The following is a 23,512-nucleotide window of genomic DNA, read 5'->3' on the forward strand; positions in this document are numbered from 1 at the left end:
ATGTTTGGCAACACCATGTGGGCCGGGCACTGGCTGTGGATGCTGGTGATCGCCATTGCAGTGGTGATTCCCGCCTGGCGTATCTGCCAGCGGACCGGTTTTCCGGGGTGGATGGGCGTGCTGATACTGATACCCATCGTCAATCTCGCTCTACTCTATTTCATCGCGTTCGCGGATTGGCCAGTTGAAAGAGACAGTGAAGGGAGATCCTGATGGGCAGCGCGGCAAAACAGGCATCTTCCGGGCTAAGGGAGCTTGAGTTAATTGTGCCGGGAATGGGGTCAGATCACTGCGCGGGTATTATCAGTAAGACAATTACCCGCCTGGATGGTATTGATGGAATAAAGACGAATATCGCAAAACACAGAGTGAGTGTCCGTTCTCTAGCATCAGGGCCTGACGGGGATGCCGTCAAACGCGCTGTGGAAGGGGCTGGTTATGACGTGGCGTCAGTCAGGGAAGTTGGTGCGACCACGCTCAGGGTGACGGTGCCTGGAATGGGGTCCGACCATTGCGCGGGCATTATTAAAAGCACGCTGGCACGACACGATGGCGTGCAGAGCACGTCAACCAATATATCGAACCACACAGTAAGCGTAGTGGTCGGCCCTGAAGGGCCGTCAGAGCATGAGTTGAAAAAGCTGATAGAGGGTGCCGGCTATGACGTGGCCGCCATCGCTCTCGAGGGGGAGACCAACCAGGAGGAAGACTCCGCCGTTGAGGAAGCCTACCTGAAGCTGGCCCTACGAAGGTTTTGGATCGCTGCGATTCCGACAACACTGATTATGTTGTTGATGATGCCTCATATGTTCTGGCAGTCCATTCCAGGGTATCTGGTAATTGTTGCCGCGCTAGGCTTCCCGGTGGTTTTCCTTTATGGCGGGCCGCGACCCATAAGGCGTCCTGGCGTTCACTCAAGAACGGCACGTTCAACATGGATGTGCTGATTTCCATGGGCAGCCTGCCTCCCTACCTGATCGGACTGGTGGGTTTTGTCTATCCGATGACCTCTTTCATCGAAATGGCTGCCACCATCATGACCTTCCATATGCTTGGGCGGTATCTGGAAGCAAAGGCCAAGGGTAAGGCCTCAGAAGCTATCCGCAAGTTGCTTACTCTGGGTGCTAAGACGGCTCGTGTCGAGCGGGGAGGGGAGGAGGTCGAAATTCCCGTTAAGGAATTGACGCCCGGCGATGTCATGATCATCCGGCCCGGTGACAAGGTGCCTACGGATGGTGAAGTCGTGGAAGGTGAGAGCCATGTAGATGAATCCATCGCCACTGGAGAGTCGGTGCCTGTCTATAAAAGCTCGGGAGACACGGTTATCGGCGCCACCATCAACAAGGAAGGCCGCCTGAGGGTCAAGGCCACCCGTGTCGGGGGTGATACCTTTCTGGCCCAGGTTGTGAAGTTGATTGACGAGGCCCAGGGGTCCAGGGTGCCTATTCAGGAATTTGCCGACCGTATGACGGGTCGCTTCGTGCCGCTGGTTCTGATTATCGCGCTGGGCAGTCTTGTTGCCTGGTTGCTGGCCGCAGATTCGCTCCGGCCAGTCCTCGAGTGGGGGGCCGGTTTCCTGCCGTGGGTAGACCCGATGGCTGCCACGCCGGTGTTGGCTATCCTTGCCGCGATCGCCGTGCTGGTGATTGCCTGCCCCTGCGCATTGGGGTTGGCAACGCCGACTGCACTCATGGTGGGGTCGGGCGTTGGTGCCGAGCGGGGTATCCTGATTCGCTCGGGTGAGGCGATACAGACCTTCAAGGATGTCAAAGTGATGGTGTTGGATAAAACCGGCACCATCACCCGGGGCGAGCCGAAGCTTACGGACGTGATAACGGCCAAAGGAGTCGAGGAGACCGAACTGCTGGAGCTAGCGGCAACGGTGGAAAATGCGTCCGAGCATCCCATTGCCCGTGCCATCGTGGACGGGGCCAGAGAGCGAGGTATAAAGCCCGGAAGGGTTGCTGATTTCCGCTCCACTGGCGCCCGGGGTGTATCGGGTGCGGTCGATGGGAAAACCGTACTGATTGGTAATCGTCTTCTGCTTGAAGAACATGGCGTTAATGGGCTGGAAGCTCTGGATCAGAATCTTCAAGACCTTGAGAACCAGGGCAGAACCGCCGTCATCGTTGCCCGGGAAGGCCAGGCTTTTGGCATCGTCGCGGTTGCCGACACGCTCAAGGACGAATCGGTTGCGGCCATTCAGGCCATGCACCAGCAAGGGCTTTACGTGGTGATGATTACCGGTGACAACGAGCGTGCTGCCAAGGCCGTTGCCCGCGAAGTCGGCATTGACGAGGTGCGTGCCGGAGTGCTGCCAGAGGGCAAGGTTGATGCCATCCGGGAGCTTCAGGAAAAGTATGGCAACCACGTCGCCATGGTGGGTGATGGGATCAATGACGCCCCGGCTCTGAAACAGGCGAATGTGGGTATTGCAATAGGCGCCGGCGCGGATGTGGCCATAGAAGCCGCGGACGTTACTCTGGTCCGTGGGGAACTGTCTGGTGTCGTTGATGCCATGGTGCTGTCCCGTGCCACCTTCAAAAAGATCGTTGAAAATCTGTTGTGGGCAAGTGGGTACAACGCCGCCGCCATTCCGATAGCAGCTGCCGGGTTGCTGCACCCGATGATCGGTGTGGTGGCAATGACTGTCAGTTCGCTCTCCGTCATTGGCAACTCCATGTTGCTGCGGCGTCGCTATGAAAGGGACCACCGATAGGCCGGTGGATGGATGAGAAAAGCAGCCTGTTCCGCCTGACATCCGCCGTCTGAGGTTATGGCATGCGCGGTCGGGGTCAATTTACGTGTAGGGCACACTGAGTTATTTGACCTGGAGGTTTAATGATGAGTGTTCTAGAGCAATACGCTCTGTTGCTTTCCCTGGTGCTCGGCATTGCGGCTACCGTTCTGGCCCTATATGGGCTTGCCCGTGCCATTGGTCCTACACGCAGTGAACCGGGCAAGGATGTACCGGCGAGTTCCGGAGCCTTGTCCCGGGATCCGGTCTGGGGCCGCTATCACGCACGGTACTATGGCTACGCGCTGCTCTTTCTGGCCTTCGACATGGAAATGGCGTTCATGTACCCATGGGCCGTTGTATACAGGGAAGTAGGGCTGGTTGCTTTGTATGACATGGGGGTGTTCCTTGCCATTCTCTTTCTTGGTTTGCTCTACGGCTGGAGCCAAGGGGCTCTTGGGCGGCAATGACTTTTAATCCAGAAATCCGCAATACGGGCTCACGTCAGTGGCTGAAACGAGTCTCTGTGCTTCAGAAGTGGGTCTCTCGTGCCTTGGCGCACGACCTGAGTTGTCTGATCATCCCGGGGCCGGAAGTAGCGTTGGCGTGCGGCTTGGACGTTGCTGCGACAGGTATGCGCATCACCTCCACACCTCGCGATTCAGGTGTGCTTCTGGTCATTGGAGGGCTTTCAGAAAAAATGAGCGAGGCCGTGGCGGTGCTCTACGCGCAGATGCCCCGGCCGCGCGCCATCCTTGTGCTGGGCGGACCGGTACCGTCATCTTTACCGGGCGCCGATGTTTCCTCAGGTATCTCGCAAGAGGCACTGACCGACGCGGTTGACCGGCTGAGACGGGCGCTGGCGGAAGGCGCTTTTGCCTCCTCTCCCGAGGATTTCGACGCCGCTGTTCTGCACGCCAGGATCGAGTATGTCTGCCCCATGCACCCGGAAGTTGTCCAGAACGAGCCGGGTAGTTGCCCCAAGTGTGGCATGGACCTGGTCGCCCGGGAGGCAGGGGAGCCGGCCCCCGAGCATGACCATGACCATGGGCACGATCATCGCGAGCACCGGCACCATGAGCACGAACACCAGCATCATGATCATGCGCAGCAGCACGAACACCATGAACAAGAACGTCATCATGGTCACTGCCATGAACATCATGATTCGCATGAGCACGATCATGAGCAGCACGAGGGTCATCAGCACTCGCACGAAAACCATCATGATCACGGACACAAGCACCAGCACGATGAGTCCGACGGCGACGCGGAGGAGAAAAATTCGGGGCATGATCACAGTGAGCACGGTCATGATAGCCACGAACATGGTGGCCATGATCATGTAGGTCACGGTCATAGTGGTCATGATCATGGTGGGCATGACCACGGCGCCTCGGGATTCATGTCCATGATTGAAGTGACCAAGGACCTGCCTCGTAGCGCCGACGGGTTGGCGATGGACTGGATGGAGGTGCCGTTCGGTCCGGTTTTCCCCGGTCTGCCTGGTGGGCTCAAGTTGACGCTGACTCTTGACGGTGACGGCGTAACAGAAGGACAGGCCACATCCTTGGTGGGCATGATCAATGAGAGTGAAAAAGGCAAGGAGATCGACGCCGAGACCTTTATCGAGCGCCTGGCGTCGGCCATGCCACTGGCCAGCGTGAGCTACCGACTGCTGGCCTGCCTGGCAATCGAGCGGGCGGCTGGTCTTGAGAACGATTCGGCAACCGATCAGGCCCGGGCCGTGGCGCTTGAATGTGAGCGCATCGCCAGTCACCTGGGTTGGCTGGCGCAAACGGGGCGCCAGCTCGGCTTCGCCTGGTTGACGGATCGTGCCGCAACCCTGCAACTGGAGATCCGCCGCGCCAGTGGAAAACGGCTTTTGGAACTGACGCCCGCTCTGCATGCATTGGCGGCTCGTCTTGGGCGAACGCCTTTGCTCAAATCGCGATTGAAGGGGATCGGCATACTGCCATCGGGCACTGCGGGCCTGAGTGGCCCCGTGGCGCGCGCTGCTGACGACGCCGGAGATGCCTGGGCGCGCCTGTGGCAGCGCCTGGACGAAATCATCACGAGCCTCGACTACATCAAGGCAACCGGGGAGCCGGGGCTACCTGTTTTGCGAAACATCGGGCGTGGATCAGGCACCGGTGAGGCCACCGTGGAAACCCCGCGCGGCGAGGCTCAACTGAGCCTGATTCTGGAACACGGCCAGGTGAAATCCTACAGGTTGGACACCGCCTGCAATCACCATATCGGTCTGGTGGCAACGCTTGTGGAGGGCCGGGAGCTGGGTGACGCACTGGTGGCGGTCGGATCACTTGACCTATCGCCCTGGGAGGTGCTCGTGTGAACTTTGCCGTCGTGTTGGTTGCGTTGCTTGGTAGTGTCTGGCTGCTCGCCGTGATCGAAGGCTGGACGACAACCGGCCGCCTGCGTCTGACCGCGACTCTGCTCAGCGGCTTGGCATACCTCGGTCGTGAATCCATTGTGCCGCGTACGCCGGACCGGGTCTTTTTCGAGACGGCGCCGGTGCTACTGCTGATCGTCGCGGTGCTTGGCGCGGCGGTTCTGCCGCTGGCGCCGACCTTGGTGATCGCGGATCTGGCTACCGGTGCGCTGTTCATCAACGCGGCGCTTGCCTATGTGCTGGTGGCGCTGATCATGGCCGGCTGGGGCCCGAATGGCGCCTACGCCATGATCGGCGGCTGGCGATTCCTTGGCCAGCTCATCGCCTACGCCATGCTTATTGTCATGCCCATCACTGCGGTGGCGATGCGCGCCGAATCCCTGGTGACCACGGTGATCGTTGTCTCCCAAGACGGCTTGTGGAACATTGTCTATCAGCCGCTTGGTTTCGTGCTGTTTTTCATTGCCGCCATGGCGCTGGCGTTTCGTGCGCCTTTTGATCTGCCAACCGCACCCGGGGAACTGGGCGGGGGTGTGGACGCGGAATACACCGGCGTGCGCCTGGCGGTGTTGCGCCTGGCCAGGCTGACGCTGGTGATCACGCTGGCTTCCGCGACCACGGTGTTCTACCTCGGCGGTTGGCACGGGCCGCTGCTGCCGCCCTGGGCCTGGAGCCTGATCAAGACCCTGGCCGTGGCCGTGTCGATGCTCCTGGCGGGTCGGTATCTGCCGCGCATTCGCGAGGCGGATCTGATGAGGTGGTGCTGGATCCTGGGGATACCCCTGGCCCTGCTCAATATCATTGTTGTCGGTTTACTGGTTCTGGTGGTTCCCTAATGTACGCTCAGGCTTTTTTCGTTGCTGTTTTCGGGCTGGCTGCCATCGGCTTCGGCGTGGTGGTGTTTCGCACCTCGTCCATGGTTCGTTCCGCGCTGGCTCTGCTGTTTTCACAGACGGCCGTCGGCTGCATGTTCCTGGCGATGCAGACCGAATTCCTGGGAGTGCTGCAGATCATGATGATGGCGACGGAGATGAGCATCATGGCCATTTTCATGGTGATGTTCATGATGGACCCGGGCGGGATGGGGGGCATGGATATGACCCACCAGAAGCGCTTTTCAATTGGCGCTGGCGTGGTCGCTGCCGGTGTTGCGATAGTGGTCGCGTTTTGGGCCGATTGGGGACCTGTAACGGCCGAGGCGCCGGATGCGGCGATGCAGACACGGGCGCTGGGCATGGAATTGCTGGGTCGCTCCATGCTGATCTTCGAAACCGCCGGTATCACTATTCTGACCGCGATGATTGCGGCCACGGCGGTGGCGATACCGGTGCAAACGACGGCCAATAGTGCTGACAAGGAGGATACGGAATGACTCTCGTCCTGATCGTGGCGCTTGTAACCGGTGCAATCCTGTGCGGTATTGGTGTTTATGGCGCGTTGTCCCAGACCAATCTGGTTATGATCATGATGGGGGTGGAGCTGATTCTTGCAGGCGCGTTGGTGAACTTGGTCGCCTTCTGGCGTTTTCTGCACCCCGAAAGCTACTCCGGCCAGATGTTCGTGCTGGTGGTGATGACCGTCATGGCGGTCGAAATGGCGGTTGGCTTCGGTGTCGCGATTGCGCGTTTCCGGGCCAAGGGCTCGGTTGAAATGGAAGAAGCCGGGGACCTGAAAGGATGAGTGCAGTGCTTCTACCGATATTGCCACCACTGATCGCCGCCCTGGCGTTGCTGGTTCTGCGCCGGGGCCTCGCGACGATGGCCCTCGGCGGGGCGACGTTAAGTCTGGGCGGCAGCCTCTGGCTACTGGCCCGGGTCGCCGGCGGGCAGACCGAAACCCTGCTTCTGCCCGGTCTGCCGGAAATGCCACTTCGATTGGTCGCCGGACCTATGACAGCACTGCTGGCGGTGGCGGTGGCCACCGTGGGCACGTTCGTGCTGATTTATGCAGTCGGATATATGAAGCGGGAGTCCGGTCTGTGCCGCTTCTACGCAGTAATGTCCCTGTTCCTGGCCGCTATGCAGTCGCTGGTGCTGGCCGGCGACTGGGTTCTGTTGCTGGCGGTCTGGGAGTTGATCGGTTTGTGCAGTTACCTGCTGATTGGCTTTTGGTTCCAGCGGCCCGAGGCCGCGGATGCCGCCGGTCGCGCCTTCCTCTACACTCGTAGCGCCGATCTGGGTTTGTACGTGGCGGTATTTATGCTGATTGGGTCGGCCGGTACCAGCGAGATTGCCGCCTCCCTGGAGGCCGGCGGCAGTGCCTCGACTGCCGCGGGGCTTTTGTTGCTGCTGGCCGCCATGGGTAAGTCGGCCCAAGTCCCCTTGCAGGACTGGCTTATGCGCGCGATGGCGGGGCCGACACCGGTTTCGGCGCTGCTGCACTCGGCCACCCTGGTGGCGGCGGGTGCCATCCTGCTGATCCGTTCGGCCCCGCTGCTGACACCGGAGGTGTTGCTCGTCGTCGGACTTGTCGGCGGCGTTACCACGGTGGCGGCCGGAGTTATTGCACTTGCCGAGCGTGATCTCAAACGCCTGCTTGCCGCTTCCACTGCCAGTCAATATGGCTTGATGCTGGTTGCGGTTGGAGCCGGCGTTCCGCTGGCGGCCCTCCTGCATTTGCTCGCCCACGCCGCCATCAAGAGCACCCTGTTTCTTGCCGCCGGAGACTTCCAGCATGCCCGCGGGGGTACCGGGTTCGATCAGTTGGAGGGTGTTGGTCGTGACAGACCCTGGACTTTTGCCGGCTTTGTGCTGGCAGCGCTGGCACTGGCCGGTATCCCGCCACTGAGTGGGTTCTTTTCCAAGGACGCGGTAATCGCCGCCGCCCTGTCTGCGCAGGGCACCGCCTGGCTCGGCCCCCTGGCGCTGGCCGGTGCCCTGCTGACCGGCGGCTATATGGCCCGGGCCTTGTGCCTGCTATGGCGAGGCTCCGGAGAAACCCGCCCGTTTGCCGGTAGTGCCTGGATGACTTTGGGCGTTTGGGGGTTGGCGGTCCCTGCCACGATTCTCGGCCTGGCCTTCGGCCCCATCGAGGCCGTTCTTGATCTGCCCGCCGTCACCGCAGGCACATTGGCCGTGCTCCTTGGGCTTCTTGCTGCCGCGTGCGGCCTCGGCCTGGGCTGGCTCGTGCCGGCTCCCCGCCTGCTAGGGCCGGTTTATCCGTGGGCGCGACGCGGACTTTCCGTTGGCGGTGGGCTTACGGTCTGGGTCGGTAGGCCCGCAATGGCTGTGGCCCGAGGATGTGAGCGTTTGGAAGGGCGTCTGTATGAAGCTGTGCTTTCTCTTGGGCGCGCCGGTCTCTTCCTTGCCTCTGCGAGCGAGCGAGCGGAGCGGGGCTTGTTCAAGATTGTGCTTTGCGTGGGCAGGGTGAGCCTGAGGGTCGCGACCTATGTGCGGTTTGGAGATGAACGCCGTATCGACGGCCTGATTTTCGCCCTGGTGGCGGCTGTGCGTGCACTGGGTGCGCTAGCCCGAAACCTCCAAAGCGGCTTTATCCATCATAGCCTGGCGATCAGTGCGGTCGCAATCGCCGTCACATTGGCTGTTCTGCTTTTTGCTTCATCGACGAGCTTTTAGAGGAAACCCATATTCATGTTACCACTTGTCTCGCTCACCCTGTTTTTGCCGCTGGTCGGCGCGGTGCTGATTCTGTGTCTTCCGAAGCCCGCAACGCGTACGGTACACGTCATAGCGATTATTACCGCCGCCCTTACACTGATCGGTGCTCTGTCCATGTGGTTTCAGGGTGCGAGCGGTGCAGGCTTTTCCCAGGTCGAAGAGCTGCAATGGATACCAGCCATCGGTGCCGCCTACCGGGTTGGAGTTGATGGGATCAGTCTGCCTTTGGTGCTGTTGAGCGCTGTTCTTTTCCTGGTTGCTGTGATCTATACGTCGTCGCTTCGTGAACGTCCGCGCGCCTATATTGCTCTGGTACTTCTTCTGGAAACTGCGTCTATCGGTACCTTTACAGCCCTCGACGGTATCCTGTTCTACGTCTTCTTCGAGGTTTCCCTTGTCTCCATGTATTTCATGATCGCCGGGTGGGGCCACGAAGACAGGCAACGGGCAGCGTTGATGTTTTTTATATACACCTTGCTGGGAAGTCTGCCGCTTCTGCTTGCTATCCTCGGGCTTTATCTGGGCAGCCCCGAACCTACCTTCGACATGCGAGCCTGGATTGAGAATCCCCCCCTGGAGGGCGCGGCGGCCATGTGGGCATTGATCGCTATGCTGATCACCTTTGCGGTAAAGATCCCCGCGGTGCCCCTGCATACCTGGTTGCCCGCCGCACACGTGCAGGCGCCGACCGTCGGCAGCGTCATCCTCGCCGGCGTCATGCTGAAATTCGGCACTTACGGGCTGGTTCGATTTGCTCTGCAAATGACCCCCGATGCGTTCCGTGAAGCGGGCGTTGTTGTTCTGATTCTCGGTGTTGTCAGCGCGCTCTATGGGGCTTTTGCCGCTCTGGCCCAGAGTGATCTGAAACGCCTGGTCGCCTATACCTCGGTTAACCACATGGGGTATGTCATCGTCGGTGTGGCCGTGGCGGCACTGACTCTGGATCCCTCAGTGCGAACTGTTGCTTTGGACGGGGCGGTATTGCAGATGTTCAGCCATGGACTGGTTACCGGTGCCTTGTTCTTGCTGGTGGGCATGATCCAGGACCGCGCCCATACCCGTGAAATGGGCGAACTGGGTGGGTTGCTCAAAACGGTTCCGATGCTCGGCTGGACCTTTGTGTTGGCGGCCTTTGCATCTCTGGGATTGCCTGGGCTGGCACACTTTCCGGCCGAGTTTCAGATATTTCTTGCCACTTTAAGTGGTTCGCCTGCCGCGGTTGTTGTGATTCTGGGCATTGCCATTATTGCCGGCACCTTTCTCAAGGCACTGCGCGAAACCTTTCTGGGCGAGCCCCGGCAGCGCTGGCAGGCCATGCCGGACCTGAGTACGCGGGAATGGCTTGCCGTGGCGCCACTGCTGGTGCTCACCGTCGCGACCGGCGTGGCGCCATCCTGGGTGCTGGCCATCATTCACCGGACCACATCGGCACTGGTGCTGTAATGGGCCGTGATCTCGCATTATTAATCCCGGAAATTGTCGTCCTTTTGACGGCTGTCGGCGCGCTGGTCGCGGAAATGCTGCGCCGGCCGCAAATTGCGCTGCTGGTCGCAGTTAGCGGTCTGATCGTTGCCACGGGTCTGACCGTCAGTCTGATTGGTGAGGACACAACGGTGTTTGGTGGCAGTTTCCGGGTTGACGACCTCAGTGTGTGGGCCAAACTCATTCTGCTGCCGGCCACCATCCTCGCCATATTTTTGGCGAGAGTGGATGTGAGAGGCACCGTGCGAGAGGGCACGGTTTACAGTCTGCTGTGCTTTGCCACCATTGGCGCGCTCGTTCTGGCAGGTGCGGGTGATACGATGTTCCTTATACTGGGCACATTATTAACGGGCCTGGCCACCTTTGCCTTGGTTGCCTACCCGGATACCGACCCTGCCACTGAGGCCGCCATGAAGTTTTTCGTGTTCGCCTCGGTCACAGGTGCGATCATGATTTTCGGCCTGAGTTACTGGTTCGGCGCTGCGGGATCCACGTTACTCGCGGATCTTCCTGGTATGGATACCATGCCAATGGCGGTTCTTCTTGGGTTGGTGGCGGTGGTTGTCGGTCTGGGTTACAAAGCCTCGCTGGTTCCATTCCATTTCTGGGCGCCAGATGCCTATGAGGGTGGGCCACTGTCAATAGCGGCCTACCTGTCAGTGGTGCCCAAGATCGGTGCTCTGTTCGCACTCGCTCAGGTGGTTCGCGATCTACCCCCGGAAAGTGGTTGGACCGCCATCATCGCCGGTCTGGCTGTTCTGACCATGACCTATGGCTACCTGGCCGCGCTTGCTCAGACTAACGTGATTCGGCTGCTTGCCTATTCGTCGATTGCCCAATCCGGCTATTTTCTTCTGGGCATCCTCGCAGTCGGCGCAAGTGAGCTTGCGCTGCCATCCATCATCCTGTTTGCCGCAGCCTATGCGGCCATGAACCTGGGCGCTTTCGCAGTTGCCGCCAATGCCGGACGGACTCTGAGCGATTTTGACGGATTGGGTCGATCTCAACCGCTTATTGGCATCGCTATGGTGATCTTTTTGCTGTCGCTGGTTGGGATTCCCCCATTGGCGGGTTTTGTCGGCAAGTTCCTTTTGTTTGCCGCAGCCATCGACGTGCAGTACACCTGGGTGGCAGTGGTGGCGATCATCAATAGCGTACTCTCGCTGGCAGTTTATCTGCGCCTCGTTGTGCCGATGTACAGGCAAGGGAATGTCGTGGTGGCTAGAACTGATATCTGGTTGAAAGCCGTACTGATAATAGCGCTGACTGTCACACTCCTTTTGGGTGTATTTGCGCAAGTGTTTGTAGGGCCGTTTGCATGATGGCCGAAGCCCATTATTTATTGCCGAGAGTAATCACCGCCCTGACGTCTGAGATCAAGCCAGCCTCTATAGAGCCAACGCAGACCAAAGAGCGAGACTGTTGGAACGATAATCCACTGCACTAGAGGCGCAATACCTGTGCCAATAAAGGGTAACAGGGGCATAGAATCATTGTAGCTCCAGCGCTGGCCTGCGCCTGTGGCCCATGCTTCAAAGACTATCGTTATAAGCAGACCGGTAGCAAAATACACTCCTAAAACATGGCGGCGCCACCGTCCCTGTATCCAAAAGCCATCTTTAGTTGCCGCGGCGGCAATGCCATAGGCAAATAGTGCAATATTGGCATCACCGATTGCCGCCCGCGTGCACAGCCAGACTACCGCACCATGGGATGCCTCCATCATCCCTGTAAAGAAAGGCACCTGGATCATTTCCCAAAAAAATGCAGCAAAAAGCTGACAGACCAAATTAAAAAAACAGGAACCTATGGTCAATATCAGTTACTGATCAACGTGTAATTTCATGATCTGATACAACGGCCGGGCCTTAGTCCGGCCGTTTGTCATTGAGCCGAACATGCGGAAGGTCGGCAATGATTTTGACGAAATCCTCCAAATGAGGACACTAGCTGACCCACGCAAAGAGGCCAGCCTTTTCTACTGGGCATTATCGTACTAAAACCACCACCGGACGCCCGCCACGAAGCTGGAGGACTCGACGTCTTCCCCCTCGCGCTCACGAAGGTCCTCTGTGTTGCCCAGAAAGCGGGTGTAAGAAACACCCACGTAGGGCGCAAACTCCCTCGAAAAGTGGTATCTCAGACGGAGCCCCAGGCCCACATTATTGATGCCACTACCGACGCCCCACTCCTCAACATCGCTGAAGGCAACGAGCGTTTCGCCGCGGCCCTGCAAAATGAGCCTTTGGGTCAGCAGCCAGTCGTACTCGGCTTCAAGATCGTATGACACGTCACCGTCGTCGGTGACTCGGAGATTTGTGTCTACCTCAAACCAGTAGGGGGCAAGTCCCTGCAATCCAACAATGGCCGAATAGCGCTCCTTATTAGGGCTGGGGCCAAACGTTGTCTGGGCACCCAATCCTGTCTGTATATCCCAGAAGCGATCGAAGCGATAGCTGTACTGCACATCAAAATTTTCGATGTCGCCGCTGTCGCTGGATAGATTAGTCTCACCTTCCGTTTCGACCCAGAGCCGATTGCGATCTTTACCAATCCAGGCCTGGGCGTCCCACAGGGCCAATTCGTTGTCGCCGTCACGCTGGTATTCCATCCGGTCAAACAGAACCTGGCCAAACACCTGGTTGTCGTGTATCGGCAGCGTCCAGTCCGGTTCGGCCTGAACGCCAGTACCGGCGGCGCCGGCTCCCGAGGCAAGCGTTAAGGCTGAGGCACCCACAACCCACTTGATGCGATTCATCATAATGTTCATCCCCTATCCCGTTAAACGACCGACACGACACGAAACATGCCTGCGTCCATGTGGTACAGAAGGTGGCAATGGAAAGCCCAGTCACCCGGTGCATCCGCTGTGATCAGCGCGGATACACGCTCGCCGGGTTTGACGGAAATCGTGTGTTTGCGTGGACGATATTCACCTGCACCGGTTTCCAGTTCCATCCACATGCCATGCAGGTGAATGGGGTGATCCATCATCGAGTCGTTGACGAGGATCAATCGCAGGCGCTCGCCATGGTAGAACTTGACCGGGCCATCGACTTCAGAGAACTTTTTGCCGTCGAACGACCACATGTAACGTTCCATATTGCCGGTAAGGTGCAGTTCCACCTCGCGTTCGGCCGGGCGCTTGTCGGGCCAGCCCTCAATGCTCTGCAACTGGGAATAAGTCAGCACCCGATGGTTGGCTGTTTCAAAGCCTACACCAGGGTCATCCAGACGCGATTGCGGGCTGGAAGCCACCATGGCCGCCCCGGGACCGTGATTATCAGGGCCATGGGATATCGGCCGACCCGCCGTCGGGACCTCATTCATCGTTGCTTTGTCCGAGCTCATCTTGTTCATTCCCGAGTCGGCGCCATTCATCATCATTTGGCCATGGGCTTTGTCGTTGCTGCCTGACATCATTTCCATCTTGCCACCCATGTCCATGCCGCTGTCCATGTTCATATCGCCGTCCTTGCCCATGGCGCCCATGCTCATCGCGCCCATGCCCATGGCGGCCATACCGCGCTCGGTTCGCGGATACATGGGCGGTACTGGCGCCTCCATTCCCTTGCGGGTGGCTAACGTTCCGCGCACATACCCCGACCGATCCTGTGACTGGGCAAACACGGTGTGAGCCGTGTCGGTTGGCTGTACAATCACGTCGTAGGTTTCCGCCACGCCAATGCGGAATTCATCCGTTTCAACGGGTTGCACTGGTTGGCCGTCAGCGGAAATAACCGTCATCGGGAGGCCCGGGACACGGACATCAAAGAAGGTCATCGCCGAGGCATTGATGAATCTCAGGCGAATTTTCTCGCCGGGACGGAACAGCCCGGTCCAGTTGCTGGCGGAAGGCGATCCATTCATCAGGTAGGTATATTCAGAAGCGGTTACATCCAGAATATCCCGGGGGCTCATTCGCATTCTGCCCCACATGCCGGCTTTGCTCCACGCAGCATCCCAGCCCATGGTTTCAACATCCTTGAAGAAGTCGCTAACGGTGCGCTGGTTGTAGTTATAGTAGCCCTCTGCCACTTTCAGGTTGCGGAATACGTCCTCGGGAGAGTCAAAGGTCCAGTCAGATAGAACCACAACGTATTCGCGATCATAGGCCACCGATTCGGGCTCGGCAGGATCAATGATAATCGGCCCATAGTGGCCTAGCTGTTCCTGAAGGCCAGAGTGGCTGTGGTACCAGTAGGTGCCATGCTGTTCGACCGGGAAACGGTACTCAAACGTTTCGCCGGGCATGATGCCGGGAAAGCTGACGCCAGGAACGCCATCCATCTGGTACGGCAGAATCAGACCGTGCCAGTGAATGGATGTTGCCTCCGGTAGCGTATTGGTGACACGCAAGATTGCCTCGCGCCCCTGTTTGAGGCGCACCAGAGGCGCTGGCAGAGTGCCGTTGATGGTGATGGGCTGTTCCGAGACTCTGCCCCCTATCTTGAGAGGTGTTCTCGCGACGGTCAGGTCGTAAATGTCAGCGCCATTACGCACGGTGTGAAATGCATTCGTGTTGTCCAGTTGTCCTCTAGCATAGGCCGGTAACAAACTGTCGAAACCGGCAAGAAGTCCCATTGTGGCAGCTCCTTGTATAAGGCGGCGCCTGGACACACCTGCATAGAAATGTCTATCGCTCATAGGTTGCTCCTAAAACCATGTATATACAGCTTCTCGCGTTCGTGGCTCGATTGTTGACTCTACCCGGTGCAACTGAAATCAAACTGAAAAGTCGACCGGTAACCCCCCATTTTTAACGGGTTGCTGTTTTTCTGGGGAGTTGCCGTTACTGGTACAATCCATGGCAGACTGGCGAAACTTTCCCACCACGAAAAACGGCGCTTACAAATGAAAATTCTGATTGTTGAAGACAATGCTGTACTTGCCAAAAAAATATCGGGCTGGCTTGCGCAGGCGCACTACACAGTAGATATCGCCAAAACCGGCAAAGAAGCGGACTCGTTGATTGAAACAAGCTCCTACCAGGCCGTTATTCTCGATATCGGACTGCCCGATGAAAATGGACTGTCTTTAATGCAAAGATGGAGAAAAAACGGGAAAAAAGAGGCCATCCTTATTCTGACCGCACGCTCCAACTGGACTGAGAGAGTAGAAGGGTTGAATGCGGGAGCTGATGATTACCTTCCCAAACCGTTTGAGTTTGATGAACTGAAAGCCCGGCTCAGTGCGATTATCCGAAGAAAGGACGGCAGAACGACAGACCAGATCAGTGTTGACGGATTCAGTCTCAACGCCACCTACCGAACGCTTACCACGCCCGACCAGAAAGAGTTCAGACTGACAGCTACGGAATTCCGCCTTTTACAGTGTTTCCTCCGTTCACCGGACCGGGTGTTTTCCCAGGACGAACTGGTTGAATCCCTCTACAACATAGAAAGATGCCCCACCAGAAATGTCGTTCAGGTTTACATAACCCGGCTTAGAAAAATAATAGGGGTCAATAAAATAAAAACATTGCGTGGCCAGGGCTACTACTTCGAAAAAGATCCTAACCGCTGAACGCCCGAGTGAACCAACCAGGTTAAAATATGTCTGCTCCGAAAAGTATCCGCAGAACAGCCATTCAGTATGGTGCTGTTTTCAGCCTCGTATATTTTACTCTGATATTCTTTTCACACACCTACGTGATAAAGCAACTATCGGACGAGTCCAGGAAGCAACACCTGAACAAAGAGCTGGAAAACTTTCAGGCAATCATTGAGGCTGAATCCCCCACAACCGACGACCTCAGCAACATGATCAATCAGTTTGAAATGCTTCTGGGGCATGCCATCGTCATCGAAACGGCTAGCGGAAGCGTCCTGGCGAGCCCGAACTTTGACCAGAGCCAACTGCAGGGCGCTGCAGAGAAGCCCGAGGGTTTCATCCACATAGCGCAGGGTGCGAACACGCTTTTCGGGCTCAAACGCATTTTCTCCGCCAGTGAAAAACTGGCCTCAATCACCGTTCTTGAAACCGAGGGGGCGCTCTCTGAACGACCGCTGAAGGCTCACCTGACATTGCTCGGCGCCTCGGCCGTTCTTCTCGCGATACTGCTGGCCCTGATTGGAACCACTACACATCTGACGTTAAAGCCCATCAGTAAGATAAAAGAGGACCTGAGACGGCTCCAATCCGGGAAACAAAGTCGCCTGAACCCTCACGTACCGGAAGAGTTTCGTCCGCTGATCCGCCAGCTCAATGATTTGCTTGAGCTGTCAAACCGTCGTCTGGACCGCCACCGCCGCCTGAATTCTGATCTCTCTCACCTGGTCAAAACCTCTATCTCTGCCAATCTTGCCATTTTGTCGGACATCGACACCTTGCCTCCGTCCCGGGAGGATATTGTGTTTATGACCTCTAACTTGCGGGAGCTTGACAAATCCCTGAACTACAGGATGAGCAAGGCAGACATATCAGGCAGACAGATGGGACGAACGTGCATGCCGGTTGAAATCACGGCAAGTGTCATCACCGTCATGGAAAAAATATTCCCTGATACGGTTTTCCGCCTCCACACCACCTTACCCGAAAACTTCAATTGGCCTATGGAGCGGCAGGATCTTTCAGAGCTACTTGGCAATTTACTCGAAAATGGCGGGAAGTGGTGCCAGACAACCGTCGACGTTACAATCGCCCGCACGTCATCAGGACTCTCCATAGAAGTAGCGGACGATGGCCCCGGAATTTCTCCCGAGGCGGCAGCCACTGTCATGGACAGGGGCACCAGGCTGGATGAAACGGTCGCCGGATTTGGACTCGGATTGTCCATCGTGTCCGAGATTGTCGAAGACAACCTCGGACACCTGGAAATCGGATCCTCGAAAAACGGAGGAGCCAGGATTCTGATTTTACTGCCATTTCCGGACTAGATCACTGCCAAAAGGCCAGCCATCTTGAAAATCCGGCCTTCAAAGACTCAGTTTTAGCAGTAATCAGCTGCGTCATTAATCATTCTTCGAGTTTAATTCAGAATCAACGGGGTCATTCTGGCTGTCTGTTGGCGGAAGATCGATCGAGAATAGCTGGTACCGTTCGTTCTCCCCCAACTTCTGAGCGTCAGTGGCCCGCGGACCAAGAACCTTATCTACCGCATCGTTTGGAATTGCGGCAAAGACCCTGGCGTACCCGTCAGCGTCCAGCAGACTGTCGAATTCTGTGGAGGTGATTTCGACAGCGTCGCCCAACGAATAAAAACGTGCGGAAAATGGCATCTCGCCAATGTAAAAGATTGGACCGTCTCCCGCTTGCTGAATGCTCTCATACCGGCCTATCAATTGCTTCTCGGTTTTTAGTGGTTTTACTCCGCTCACACCTATGAACACAAAAAGGGTAATGAGAACGGGTGCAAGTAATACAGCACCCGACCTGATTCTGGACCAGGGACGTAAATTGAGCTGCGACACCCATCCGGCAATCAGAATGGCCGAGAACGGAAGAGAAGGAAGTATGTACGTCCAAAGCGTGTTGCCTGCCAGGGTGAAGAACAGCATTGGCGTTATCGCACAAAACAACAGATACAGCGTTGAGGCGTCTTGAACAGCACCAGTGAATATATCCTTTGTTTTGCCTCGCGCCGCCGCAAGGCCAAAGCCAACCAAGCCAATGATACCCCAGGGGAATGAAGCCCAAAGCCAGAATATCCAGATCATGCCCTTGGGCCGGTCATGGGCACTACCGTACAAATCGCCGGCCCACCCGGGGTCCAGAAACCGGCTAAAGTGTTCGCCAATGATGAAATAGTTGAGGAACCCTGGCGTTTTCAATTCAGCGAGCACGTACCATGGCACGGCAATCGCCAGTGTCAGAAGTGAGCCAAGAAGCCAGGGTAATTTTTTCAACGGCTGTAACCGCTGCCTGAAAATAGCAGCCCATAGCACCAGGGGGATAACGGTCAGTACAACAGCCAACGGTCCCTTTGACAACAAACCGATGGCCAGGCCCATGAAAAACCACCAGCGCCAATAGTCAGAGCGCCCTGAAAGCACAAACCACACGCTCACCAAGGAGAGGGTCGTTCCAAATACCAGGAACGTATCCGTCATGACTGCGCCGGCACTGATATAGGTGAGTACCATCGTGGAAAGCACAAGAGTAGACCATCGAGCGACCGCAGCACCGCGCGCATGATTTGCAAGGCACCACGTCAGCCATACGATTCCAATCGTGGCGAACCATGCCGGTAGCCGCAGAGAAAATTCAGACAGTCCAAATATTTTTATAGAGGCAGCCTGAGCCCAGAACGACAGTGGAGGTTTCCCCCAGAACGGAACGCCGGGTTCAAACCAGGGCGTTATCCAGTCCCCGGTTTCAGCCATTAAACGAGCGATTTCAGCGTATCGGGGCTCCGTTGTATCCACGAAGGGAAACAGCGTCATTCCGATAAAGCGACTGAACAATACGGCAGCCAGTACCCAGAACCAGGGCTCAAATCGCTTTAGCATTCTTGACGCCTCTGAAGTTGCTGATTTGGTCTCGGCTTGATACCTCTTTGTTCTCGACCACTTCTTCGGTCAGATACAGTGGTCGCTGTTTCGATTCGATGTAGGTTTTGCCCACATACTCACCAACGATACCAACGCTCACCAGTTGTATGCCGCCCAGAAAACTGATGAGGGCGATTAACGATGGGTAGCCGTCAGTCGGATCGCCGAGCATTATTGCCTTCGCTACAATCCAGACACCGAACAATCCACCAACGGAGGCGGCCAGCAAGCCGACAAGCGTTGCCCATCTGAGAGGTGACACTGAGAAGGAAGTCAGGCCTTCAAGGGCCAGGCCGACCAGGCCCGGGTAGTCCCACTTACTCTCGCCAGCCACTCTCAATGCCCGGTCGTATTCGATGATCGTCGTTGGCATACCAACCCAGGCAAAGAGTCCCTTCATGTAGCGGTTGCGCTCTCCTAACCGGAGAAGGGCATCAACTGCCCGCCTGCTCATCAATCGGAAATCACCCGTGTCGACCGGGATTTCAGTGCGACTGGTCTTATTCAGCAAGCGATAGAAAAGGTGCGCACTCCAGCGCTTGAGAAAACTCTCGCCTACACGTGATCGACGTTGCATCAGAACGACATCAAAGCCGGACTTCCAACTCCTGACCATCTCGGGAATGTATTCAGGTGGATCCTGAAGGTCCGCATCCAGAACGATCACCGCATCCCCCTTGGCATGCTCCAGCCCTGCTGTTACCGCTGCCTCTTTGCCAAAGTTGCGGCTTAGCTTGACGAGACGGATGCTCGATTTCCTTTTAATGAAAGTCCTAACAAATTCGGCACTGCCATCCTCGCTACCATCGTCCACAACCACGATCTCCGAGCGAATATCGAGGCTCGCAAGGATCGGCAATACATGCTCAAAGAATAGGGGAAGCATCGAACGCTCATTGAACACCGGAACCACCAGGGAAAGCAGCTCTGATTCATTCGGCGCACGGGAAGTCTCAAGAGGTTTGTTCATGAAACACCAGCCTTTGGTAGACAACATAGTTAAATACAGCGACAGCCGCAGTGGTTAGAAGCTGAGCAGGCACAACAGAGATTTCAAACAGTTGATGCAGGACTAAAAAGATCAGAACGTTCAGGAGAGCTGCGAGTGAACAGGAAAAGGCATATCGCCAGATGGCCTGGATGTGTGGGCGTGCGTTTGGAAAGGCCAAAGTTCGCTGCAACCAGTAGTTGGTAACCGCTCCTACAACGCTTCCAGAAAAGGTGGCTGCTACGGGGGCCATGCCAAGCAGAACCAGGCCGGACATGGCCGCCCAATGGAAAAGGGTTGCCATTCCTCCGGCGGCAATAAATCCACTTATTCTTTTAAAGGGAACCTTCTTCATCCTGGCCGACACACCCGTGGCTAACCATCGTGCCCGATGTTTCAACAACAATTCCGGAAATGGTGAACATTGACTCTTCAGAAACATCGGGCACCAGAATCACAGTCACAGCCTTCTTTCTAGGAGCAAAGTTCAACAGCAAGACCCTCGTCTCCGTTAAAACGGGCGGAATTACACTTCCATGCATGTAACCGCAACTATGCATTTCCGCCTCACATCTACCGCTGAATATCACCCACCTTGGCTCTTGAAAAGCGACCGAACAGAACCGGCAAAACAAAGAGTGTCAGGAAAGTTGCAGTCACGAGACCACCAACAATCACGCTGGCCAGTGGCTTCTGGATTTCCGCTCCCACGCCCGTCGACAACAGCATCGGTATCAAGCCGAGCGCCGAGGTTATTGCTGTCATCAAGACAGGACGTAAACGGGAGACGGCACCTTCAAACACCGCGGTATCCACGTTCAACCCATCCTGTATTCGCTGATTGATGCTTTCGACCATAACGACCCCGTTAAGCACCGCCACACCAAACAGTGTGATAAATCCAACGGAACTGGGCACTGAAAGATACTGGCCGGAGACCCAGAGCGAAAAGACACCACCAATTACGGCAAGCGGCACGTTGACCAGAATCAACAGCGCTTGACCAACCGAACTGAAAGCGAAGTAGAGCAACAGCGCAATCAGGCCCAGAGATACAGGTACCACAATGGTCAATCGTTTCTGAGCTCGCTGCTGGTTTTCGAACTGACCACCAATATCCACCGAATAGCCGGGGGGAAGGTTCACTTCTGACGCGATGGTATCCTGAATATCGGCAACCACACTGCCCATGTCACGACCCTGCACATTGGACTGAATGACCACACGGCGCTGAACGTCGTCGCGGCGCACCTGGGGCGGGCCAGACTCAATAGACACATCGGCCACATCACCGAGTCTCACCCAGGCTCCGGAAGGCGCCTGCAACCTGAGATCAGCAATGGCATCCCGGTCTTCCCGGAAACGTTTGGCCAGGCGCACATAGATATCGTACCGCTCATTTCCGTTGATGATCTGGCCCGCGGCGGCACCACCCAGTCCGTCCCGGACGACACTCATCACATCAGACACGGCGAGTCCGTACCGGGAAAGTGCCTGACGGTCTGGCTGAACCACCAACTGCGCTTCACCGGCAATCTGCTCCATGGCCACATCCCGTGTTCCCTGAACGGTTTGGACCGCCGCTTCAATCTGCTGGCCTTTCTCCGCCAGTACGTCGAGATCCGGGCCAAAGAGTTTGATGGCCAACTGCGCACGAACACCTGACAACAATTCATCAACCCGAGTCGCGATAGGCTGAGAAAAGTTAAACAGTAGTCCCGGGTGCTGTTCGAGCTTCTCCTCAAACAGAGCCTGCAATTCATAGCGATTACTGGCGCTGGTCCACTCCGAAGTTGGTTTTAAGCCAATATAGACCTCTATGTTGTTAACTGGCTCCGGGTCGCCGCCTATTTCTGCTCGGCCAGCCCTGGACAGAGCGTAAGTCACCTCTGGAAACTCCATCAGCATGGCCTCCAGTTTCGGCGCCACTTCAAGCGCCGTATCGAGGCTTGATGAAGGGGCCAGGGTCACCCGGAGGTTAATCGTGCCCTCTTCCAGTTCAGGCACGAACTCCGTGCCCAGTCGTGGAACAATCAGCGCCGCCAGTACAACAAGAACCGCCGCCGCGCCAACAACCACGCGGCTATGCTTCAGTGACCAGGCAAGCCCCATGCGATAGAGCTTTTCCAGGGGTTTTAGAATGAAGCTTTCCCGCTCCCGGATACCCTTACGGAACATGTATGACGCCAGCGCGGGTACAACCACCAGAGCGACGATCACCGCCGACACGATAGCCAGCATGATGCTGATTGCCATTGGCTGGAACAGCTTGGCTTCCACACCTTCGAAGCTGAACAGAGGCATGAAAACGACCAGGATAATCGCCGTCGCGAAAAAAATCGGCCGCGCCACTTCCCGGCCGGCTTCCTGGAGACGAAGGGCAATGCCATGATCATCGTGTGACGCGTCCAATGGATCGGGGTCATCTCCAGCCAACTCATCCCGATGGGCGTCATGCTCGCCATCAGGATGGGTCAGATGCTTGAACATGTTCTCAACCATAACAACAGAGCCATCCACCAGCATGCCGATTGCCACAGCAATACCGCCCAGAGACATCAGGTTGGCCGAGAGACCGAACCAGGCCATGATCATCAGGGCAATCCCGATGGAAATCGGTATTGAAAGCAGCACCAGCGTTGTTGCCCGCAGATTCATCAGGAACAGGGCAAGCACGATCGCAATAAACACAAAAGCCAACAGAAGCGCATTGGTCACCGTCTCTACGGCCTTGGTCACCAGATCCGCCTGGTTGTAATAGGGCTCAAAACGAACCCCACTCGGAAGCGCCTGATTTATGCGATCAATGCGGGCCTCGATGCCGTCGATGGTGGCTTTTGTGTTGGCCCCCATTCGTTTGAGTACAATGCCAGAAACCACTTCACCCAGTTGTTCAACCTGACCGGCTTCATCCTTCCGGGTCATGGTTACCGCACCCTGGCGAATTTCAGTGCCCAGCGCTACCTCGGCGACATCGTTCACTGTCACTGTAATGCCATCACTGGTTTTAACGGGCACCTGACGGATCTGCTCGAGCCCCTGCTCGCCATTACCCAGCCAGCCCATACCGCGAATAACCAACTGCTCCTGCCCGCGGCCCATATACCAGCCCCCAACATTGGAGTTGTTGTTCTCCAGGGCTTCCATGACATCGTTCTGTGATAAGTCATAGGACAGCATTCGCGCCGGGTTCAGGTTAACCTGGTACTGGCGGACCTCTCCGCCAAACGACAGGATTTCCGTAACCCCTTCAGCCGGTATCAGCAACAGTTTGACCAGCCAGTCGTGCAAGCTGCGCAATTCCATTGCGTCGTACCCCGAATCCGGGTCCGCTATCAGCAAGTACTGGTAGACCTGGCCAAGACCGGACGTATTCGGCCCCATTTCAGGCACCCCGACCCCGTCCGGAATCAGCTCCCGCGCGGCCTGCAACCGCTCGAAAACCAGTTGGCGCGCGAAATAGATATCCGTGCCCTCTTTAAAGACCACGGTGACACCAGACAACCCGGTTTTGGAGATGGACCGAACCTCCTCAACATCCGGCAACGCATACATCACCGCTTCAATGGGATAGGTGATCAGCTGCTCGACTTCCTCAGCCGCAAGTCCGGGCGCCTCTGTATTAACAGCGACCTGGACGTTTGTAACGTCGGGGAAAGCATCAAGATTCAGTTTTGGTATCTGAAACGCGGCCGTGGCGATAAGCACTGCAAGCGCAATAAGAACCAACAGGCGGTTCTGAACCGCCCAGTCGACAACTCGGTTGAACATAATGGCTCCCGG

General features: G+C 56.8%; 20 protein-coding genes. 13 read left to right on the top strand and 7 right to left on the bottom strand.

Translation table 11 applies throughout. The annotated features are described in order from the left end of the window. The 11 genes from LJ360_RS02590 to LJ360_RS02645 all read left to right on the top strand — a co-directional run bounded on the left by LJ360_RS02590 (position 1) and on the right by LJ360_RS02645 (position 11,571). Positions 1 to 213, top strand: coding sequence for a hypothetical protein (locus LJ360_RS02590; RefSeq protein ID WP_264995169.1), 213 nt, complete (start codon positions 1 to 3; stop codon positions 211 to 213). Then, positions 213 to 947 (top strand): heavy-metal-associated domain-containing protein, encoded by a 735-nt coding sequence (locus tag LJ360_RS02595; protein ID WP_264995170.1) that lies wholly within the window; start codon positions 213 to 215, stop codon positions 945 to 947. Before LJ360_RS02590 ends, LJ360_RS02595 begins: the two co-directional genes overlap by 1 nt. Continuing rightward, the gene (locus LJ360_RS02600; RefSeq protein ID WP_264995171.1) at positions 935 to 2,719 is read left to right on the top strand and encodes a copper-translocating P-type ATPase; all 1,785 of its coding nucleotides are present in this window, start codon (positions 935 to 937) and stop codon (positions 2,717 to 2,719) included. Before LJ360_RS02595 ends, LJ360_RS02600 begins: the two co-directional genes overlap by 13 nt. A 122-nt stretch (positions 2,720 to 2,841) precedes the next feature. Beyond that, complete coding sequence (locus tag LJ360_RS02605) at positions 2,842 to 3,207, top strand: NADH-quinone oxidoreductase subunit A (RefSeq protein ID WP_230714665.1); 366 nt, start codon at positions 2,842 to 2,844, stop codon at positions 3,205 to 3,207. Between the two features lie 935 nt (positions 3,208 to 4,142). Further along, positions 4,143 to 5,093 (top strand): Ni Fe-hydrogenase III large subunit, encoded by a 951-nt coding sequence (locus LJ360_RS02615; protein ID WP_264995173.1) that lies wholly within the window; start codon positions 4,143 to 4,145, stop codon positions 5,091 to 5,093. Then, positions 5,090 to 5,986: a complex I subunit 1/NuoH family protein gene (locus LJ360_RS02620; RefSeq protein ID WP_091855035.1), complete on the top strand. Its 897-nt coding sequence runs from the start codon at positions 5,090 to 5,092 to the stop codon at positions 5,984 to 5,986. Before LJ360_RS02615 ends, LJ360_RS02620 begins: the two co-directional genes overlap by 4 nt. Then, positions 5,986 to 6,522, top strand: coding sequence for an NADH-quinone oxidoreductase subunit J (locus LJ360_RS02625; RefSeq protein WP_091855032.1), 537 nt, complete (start codon positions 5,986 to 5,988; stop codon positions 6,520 to 6,522). The genes LJ360_RS02620 and LJ360_RS02625 overlap by 1 nt, the downstream gene beginning before the upstream one ends. Further along, complete coding sequence (nuoK, locus tag LJ360_RS02630) at positions 6,519 to 6,830, top strand: NADH-quinone oxidoreductase subunit NuoK (RefSeq protein ID WP_091855030.1); 312 nt, start codon at positions 6,519 to 6,521, stop codon at positions 6,828 to 6,830. Before LJ360_RS02625 ends, nuoK begins: the two co-directional genes overlap by 4 nt. Beyond that, entirely contained in the window at positions 6,827 to 8,725 is a 1,899-nt protein-coding gene (locus tag LJ360_RS02635; RefSeq protein ID WP_264995174.1) for an NADH-quinone oxidoreductase subunit L, read from the top strand. The genes nuoK and LJ360_RS02635 overlap by 4 nt, the downstream gene beginning before the upstream one ends. Positions 8,726 to 8,740: 15 nt before the next feature. Next, positions 8,741 to 10,210: a complex I subunit 4 family protein gene (locus LJ360_RS02640; RefSeq protein ID WP_264995175.1), complete on the top strand. Its 1,470-nt coding sequence runs from the start codon at positions 8,741 to 8,743 to the stop codon at positions 10,208 to 10,210. Next, the gene (locus tag LJ360_RS02645) at positions 10,210 to 11,571 is read left to right on the top strand and encodes an NADH-quinone oxidoreductase subunit N (RefSeq protein ID WP_264995176.1); all 1,362 of its coding nucleotides are present in this window, start codon (positions 10,210 to 10,212) and stop codon (positions 11,569 to 11,571) included. The genes LJ360_RS02640 and LJ360_RS02645 overlap by 1 nt, the downstream gene beginning before the upstream one ends. Before the next feature lie 17 nt (positions 11,572 to 11,588). Here LJ360_RS02645 and LJ360_RS02650 read toward each other — a convergent pair whose 3' ends face one another. From LJ360_RS02650 to LJ360_RS02660, 3 genes are all read right to left on the bottom strand, one after another. Further along, a complete protein-coding gene (locus tag LJ360_RS02650; protein WP_264995177.1) occupies positions 11,589 to 12,065 on the bottom strand; it encodes a hypothetical protein in 477 nt (158 codons plus the stop codon). A 180-nt stretch (positions 12,066 to 12,245) separates the two neighbouring features. After that, the gene (locus LJ360_RS02655; protein ID WP_264995178.1) at positions 12,246 to 13,019 is read right to left on the bottom strand and encodes a copper resistance protein B; all 774 of its coding nucleotides are present in this window, start codon (positions 13,017 to 13,019) and stop codon (positions 12,246 to 12,248) included. 11 nt (positions 13,020 to 13,030) lie between these two features. Beyond that, a complete protein-coding gene (locus LJ360_RS02660; RefSeq protein WP_053113935.1) occupies positions 13,031 to 14,833 on the bottom strand; it encodes a copper resistance system multicopper oxidase in 1,803 nt (600 codons plus the stop codon). A 270-nt stretch (positions 14,834 to 15,103) separates the two neighbouring features. Between LJ360_RS02660 and LJ360_RS02665 the strand changes: the two genes are divergently transcribed. Together LJ360_RS02665 and LJ360_RS02670 are read left to right on the top strand one after the other, a co-directional pair. Continuing rightward, positions 15,104 to 15,775: a response regulator transcription factor gene (locus tag LJ360_RS02665; RefSeq protein ID WP_264995179.1), complete on the top strand. Its 672-nt coding sequence runs from the start codon at positions 15,104 to 15,106 to the stop codon at positions 15,773 to 15,775. A gap of 29 nt (positions 15,776 to 15,804) precedes the next feature. Beyond that, positions 15,805 to 17,127, top strand: a complete 1,323-nt coding sequence (locus LJ360_RS02670) for an ATP-binding protein (protein WP_264995180.1) — start codon at positions 15,805 to 15,807, stop codon at positions 17,125 to 17,127. Positions 17,128 to 17,202: 75 nt separating this feature from the next. Here the strand turns inward: LJ360_RS02670 and LJ360_RS02675 are convergent, their stop codons facing one another. The 4 genes from LJ360_RS02675 to LJ360_RS02690 form a co-directional block, all read right to left on the bottom strand. Continuing rightward, entirely contained in the window at positions 17,203 to 18,699 is a 1,497-nt protein-coding gene (locus tag LJ360_RS02675) for an ArnT family glycosyltransferase (protein WP_264995181.1), read from the bottom strand. Beyond that, positions 18,683 to 19,711 carry a glycosyltransferase family 2 protein gene (locus LJ360_RS02680; protein WP_008169859.1) on the bottom strand — a complete coding sequence of 343 codons (1,029 nt, stop codon included), beginning with the start codon at positions 19,709 to 19,711 and terminating at the stop codon, positions 18,683 to 18,685. The genes LJ360_RS02675 and LJ360_RS02680 overlap by 17 nt, the downstream gene beginning before the upstream one ends. Beyond that, positions 19,695 to 20,084, bottom strand: a complete 390-nt coding sequence (locus tag LJ360_RS02685; RefSeq protein ID WP_039881780.1) for a GtrA family protein — start codon at positions 20,082 to 20,084, stop codon at positions 19,695 to 19,697. The genes LJ360_RS02680 and LJ360_RS02685 overlap by 17 nt, the downstream gene beginning before the upstream one ends. 218 nt (positions 20,085 to 20,302) lie before the next feature. After that, on the bottom strand, positions 20,303 to 23,500 hold the full coding sequence (locus LJ360_RS02690; protein ID WP_264995182.1) for an efflux RND transporter permease subunit: 3,198 nt from the start codon (positions 23,498 to 23,500) through the stop codon (positions 20,303 to 20,305). Positions 23,501 to 23,512: the final 12 nt, after the last annotated feature.

The organism is Marinobacter sp. AN1 (assembly GCF_026013985.1).
Taxonomy (GTDB): Bacteria; Pseudomonadota; Gammaproteobacteria; order Pseudomonadales; family Oleiphilaceae; genus Marinobacter; species Marinobacter segnicrescens.

Excerpts from the sequence above, each read along its gene's own strand:
- LJ360_RS02595 (WP_264995170.1), top strand. The coding sequence starts at position 213 with ATGGGCAGCGCGGCAAAACAGGCATCTTCCGGGCTAAGGGAGCTTGAG.
- LJ360_RS02590 (WP_264995169.1), top strand. The coding sequence starts at position 1 with ATGTTTGGCAACACCATGTGGGCCGGGCACTGGCTGTGGATGCTGGTG.
- LJ360_RS02615 (WP_264995173.1), top strand. The coding sequence starts at position 4,143 with ATGTCCATGATTGAAGTGACCAAGGACCTGCCTCGTAGCGCCGACGGG.
- LJ360_RS02655 (WP_264995178.1), bottom strand. The coding sequence starts at position 13,019 with ATGAACATTATGATGAATCGCATCAAGTGGGTTGTGGGTGCCTCAGCC.
- LJ360_RS02625 (WP_091855032.1), top strand. The coding sequence starts at position 5,986 with ATGTACGCTCAGGCTTTTTTCGTTGCTGTTTTCGGGCTGGCTGCCATC.
- LJ360_RS02680 (WP_008169859.1), bottom strand. The coding sequence starts at position 19,711 with ATGAACAAACCTCTTGAGACTTCCCGTGCGCCGAATGAATCAGAGCTG.
- LJ360_RS02660 (WP_053113935.1), bottom strand. The coding sequence starts at position 14,833 with ATGGGACTTCTTGCCGGTTTCGACAGTTTGTTACCGGCCTATGCTAGA.
- LJ360_RS02645 (WP_264995176.1), top strand. The coding sequence starts at position 10,210 with ATGGGCCGTGATCTCGCATTATTAATCCCGGAAATTGTCGTCCTTTTG.
- LJ360_RS02600 (WP_264995171.1), top strand. The coding sequence starts at position 935 with ATGGATGTGCTGATTTCCATGGGCAGCCTGCCTCCCTACCTGATCGGA.
- LJ360_RS02640 (WP_264995175.1), top strand. The coding sequence starts at position 8,741 with ATGTTACCACTTGTCTCGCTCACCCTGTTTTTGCCGCTGGTCGGCGCG.
- LJ360_RS02675 (WP_264995181.1), bottom strand. The coding sequence starts at position 18,699 with ATGCTAAAGCGATTTGAGCCCTGGTTCTGGGTACTGGCTGCCGTATTG.
- LJ360_RS02665 (WP_264995179.1), top strand. The coding sequence starts at position 15,104 with ATGAAAATTCTGATTGTTGAAGACAATGCTGTACTTGCCAAAAAAATA.
- LJ360_RS02635 (WP_264995174.1), top strand. The coding sequence starts at position 6,827 with ATGAGTGCAGTGCTTCTACCGATATTGCCACCACTGATCGCCGCCCTG.
- nuoK (WP_091855030.1), top strand. The coding sequence starts at position 6,519 with ATGACTCTCGTCCTGATCGTGGCGCTTGTAACCGGTGCAATCCTGTGC.
- LJ360_RS02605 (WP_230714665.1), top strand. The coding sequence starts at position 2,842 with ATGATGAGTGTTCTAGAGCAATACGCTCTGTTGCTTTCCCTGGTGCTC.
- LJ360_RS02670 (WP_264995180.1), top strand. The coding sequence starts at position 15,805 with ATGTCTGCTCCGAAAAGTATCCGCAGAACAGCCATTCAGTATGGTGCT.
- LJ360_RS02690 (WP_264995182.1), bottom strand. The coding sequence starts at position 23,500 with ATGTTCAACCGAGTTGTCGACTGGGCGGTTCAGAACCGCCTGTTGGTT.
- LJ360_RS02685 (WP_039881780.1), bottom strand. The coding sequence starts at position 20,084 with ATGAAGAAGGTTCCCTTTAAAAGAATAAGTGGATTTATTGCCGCCGGA.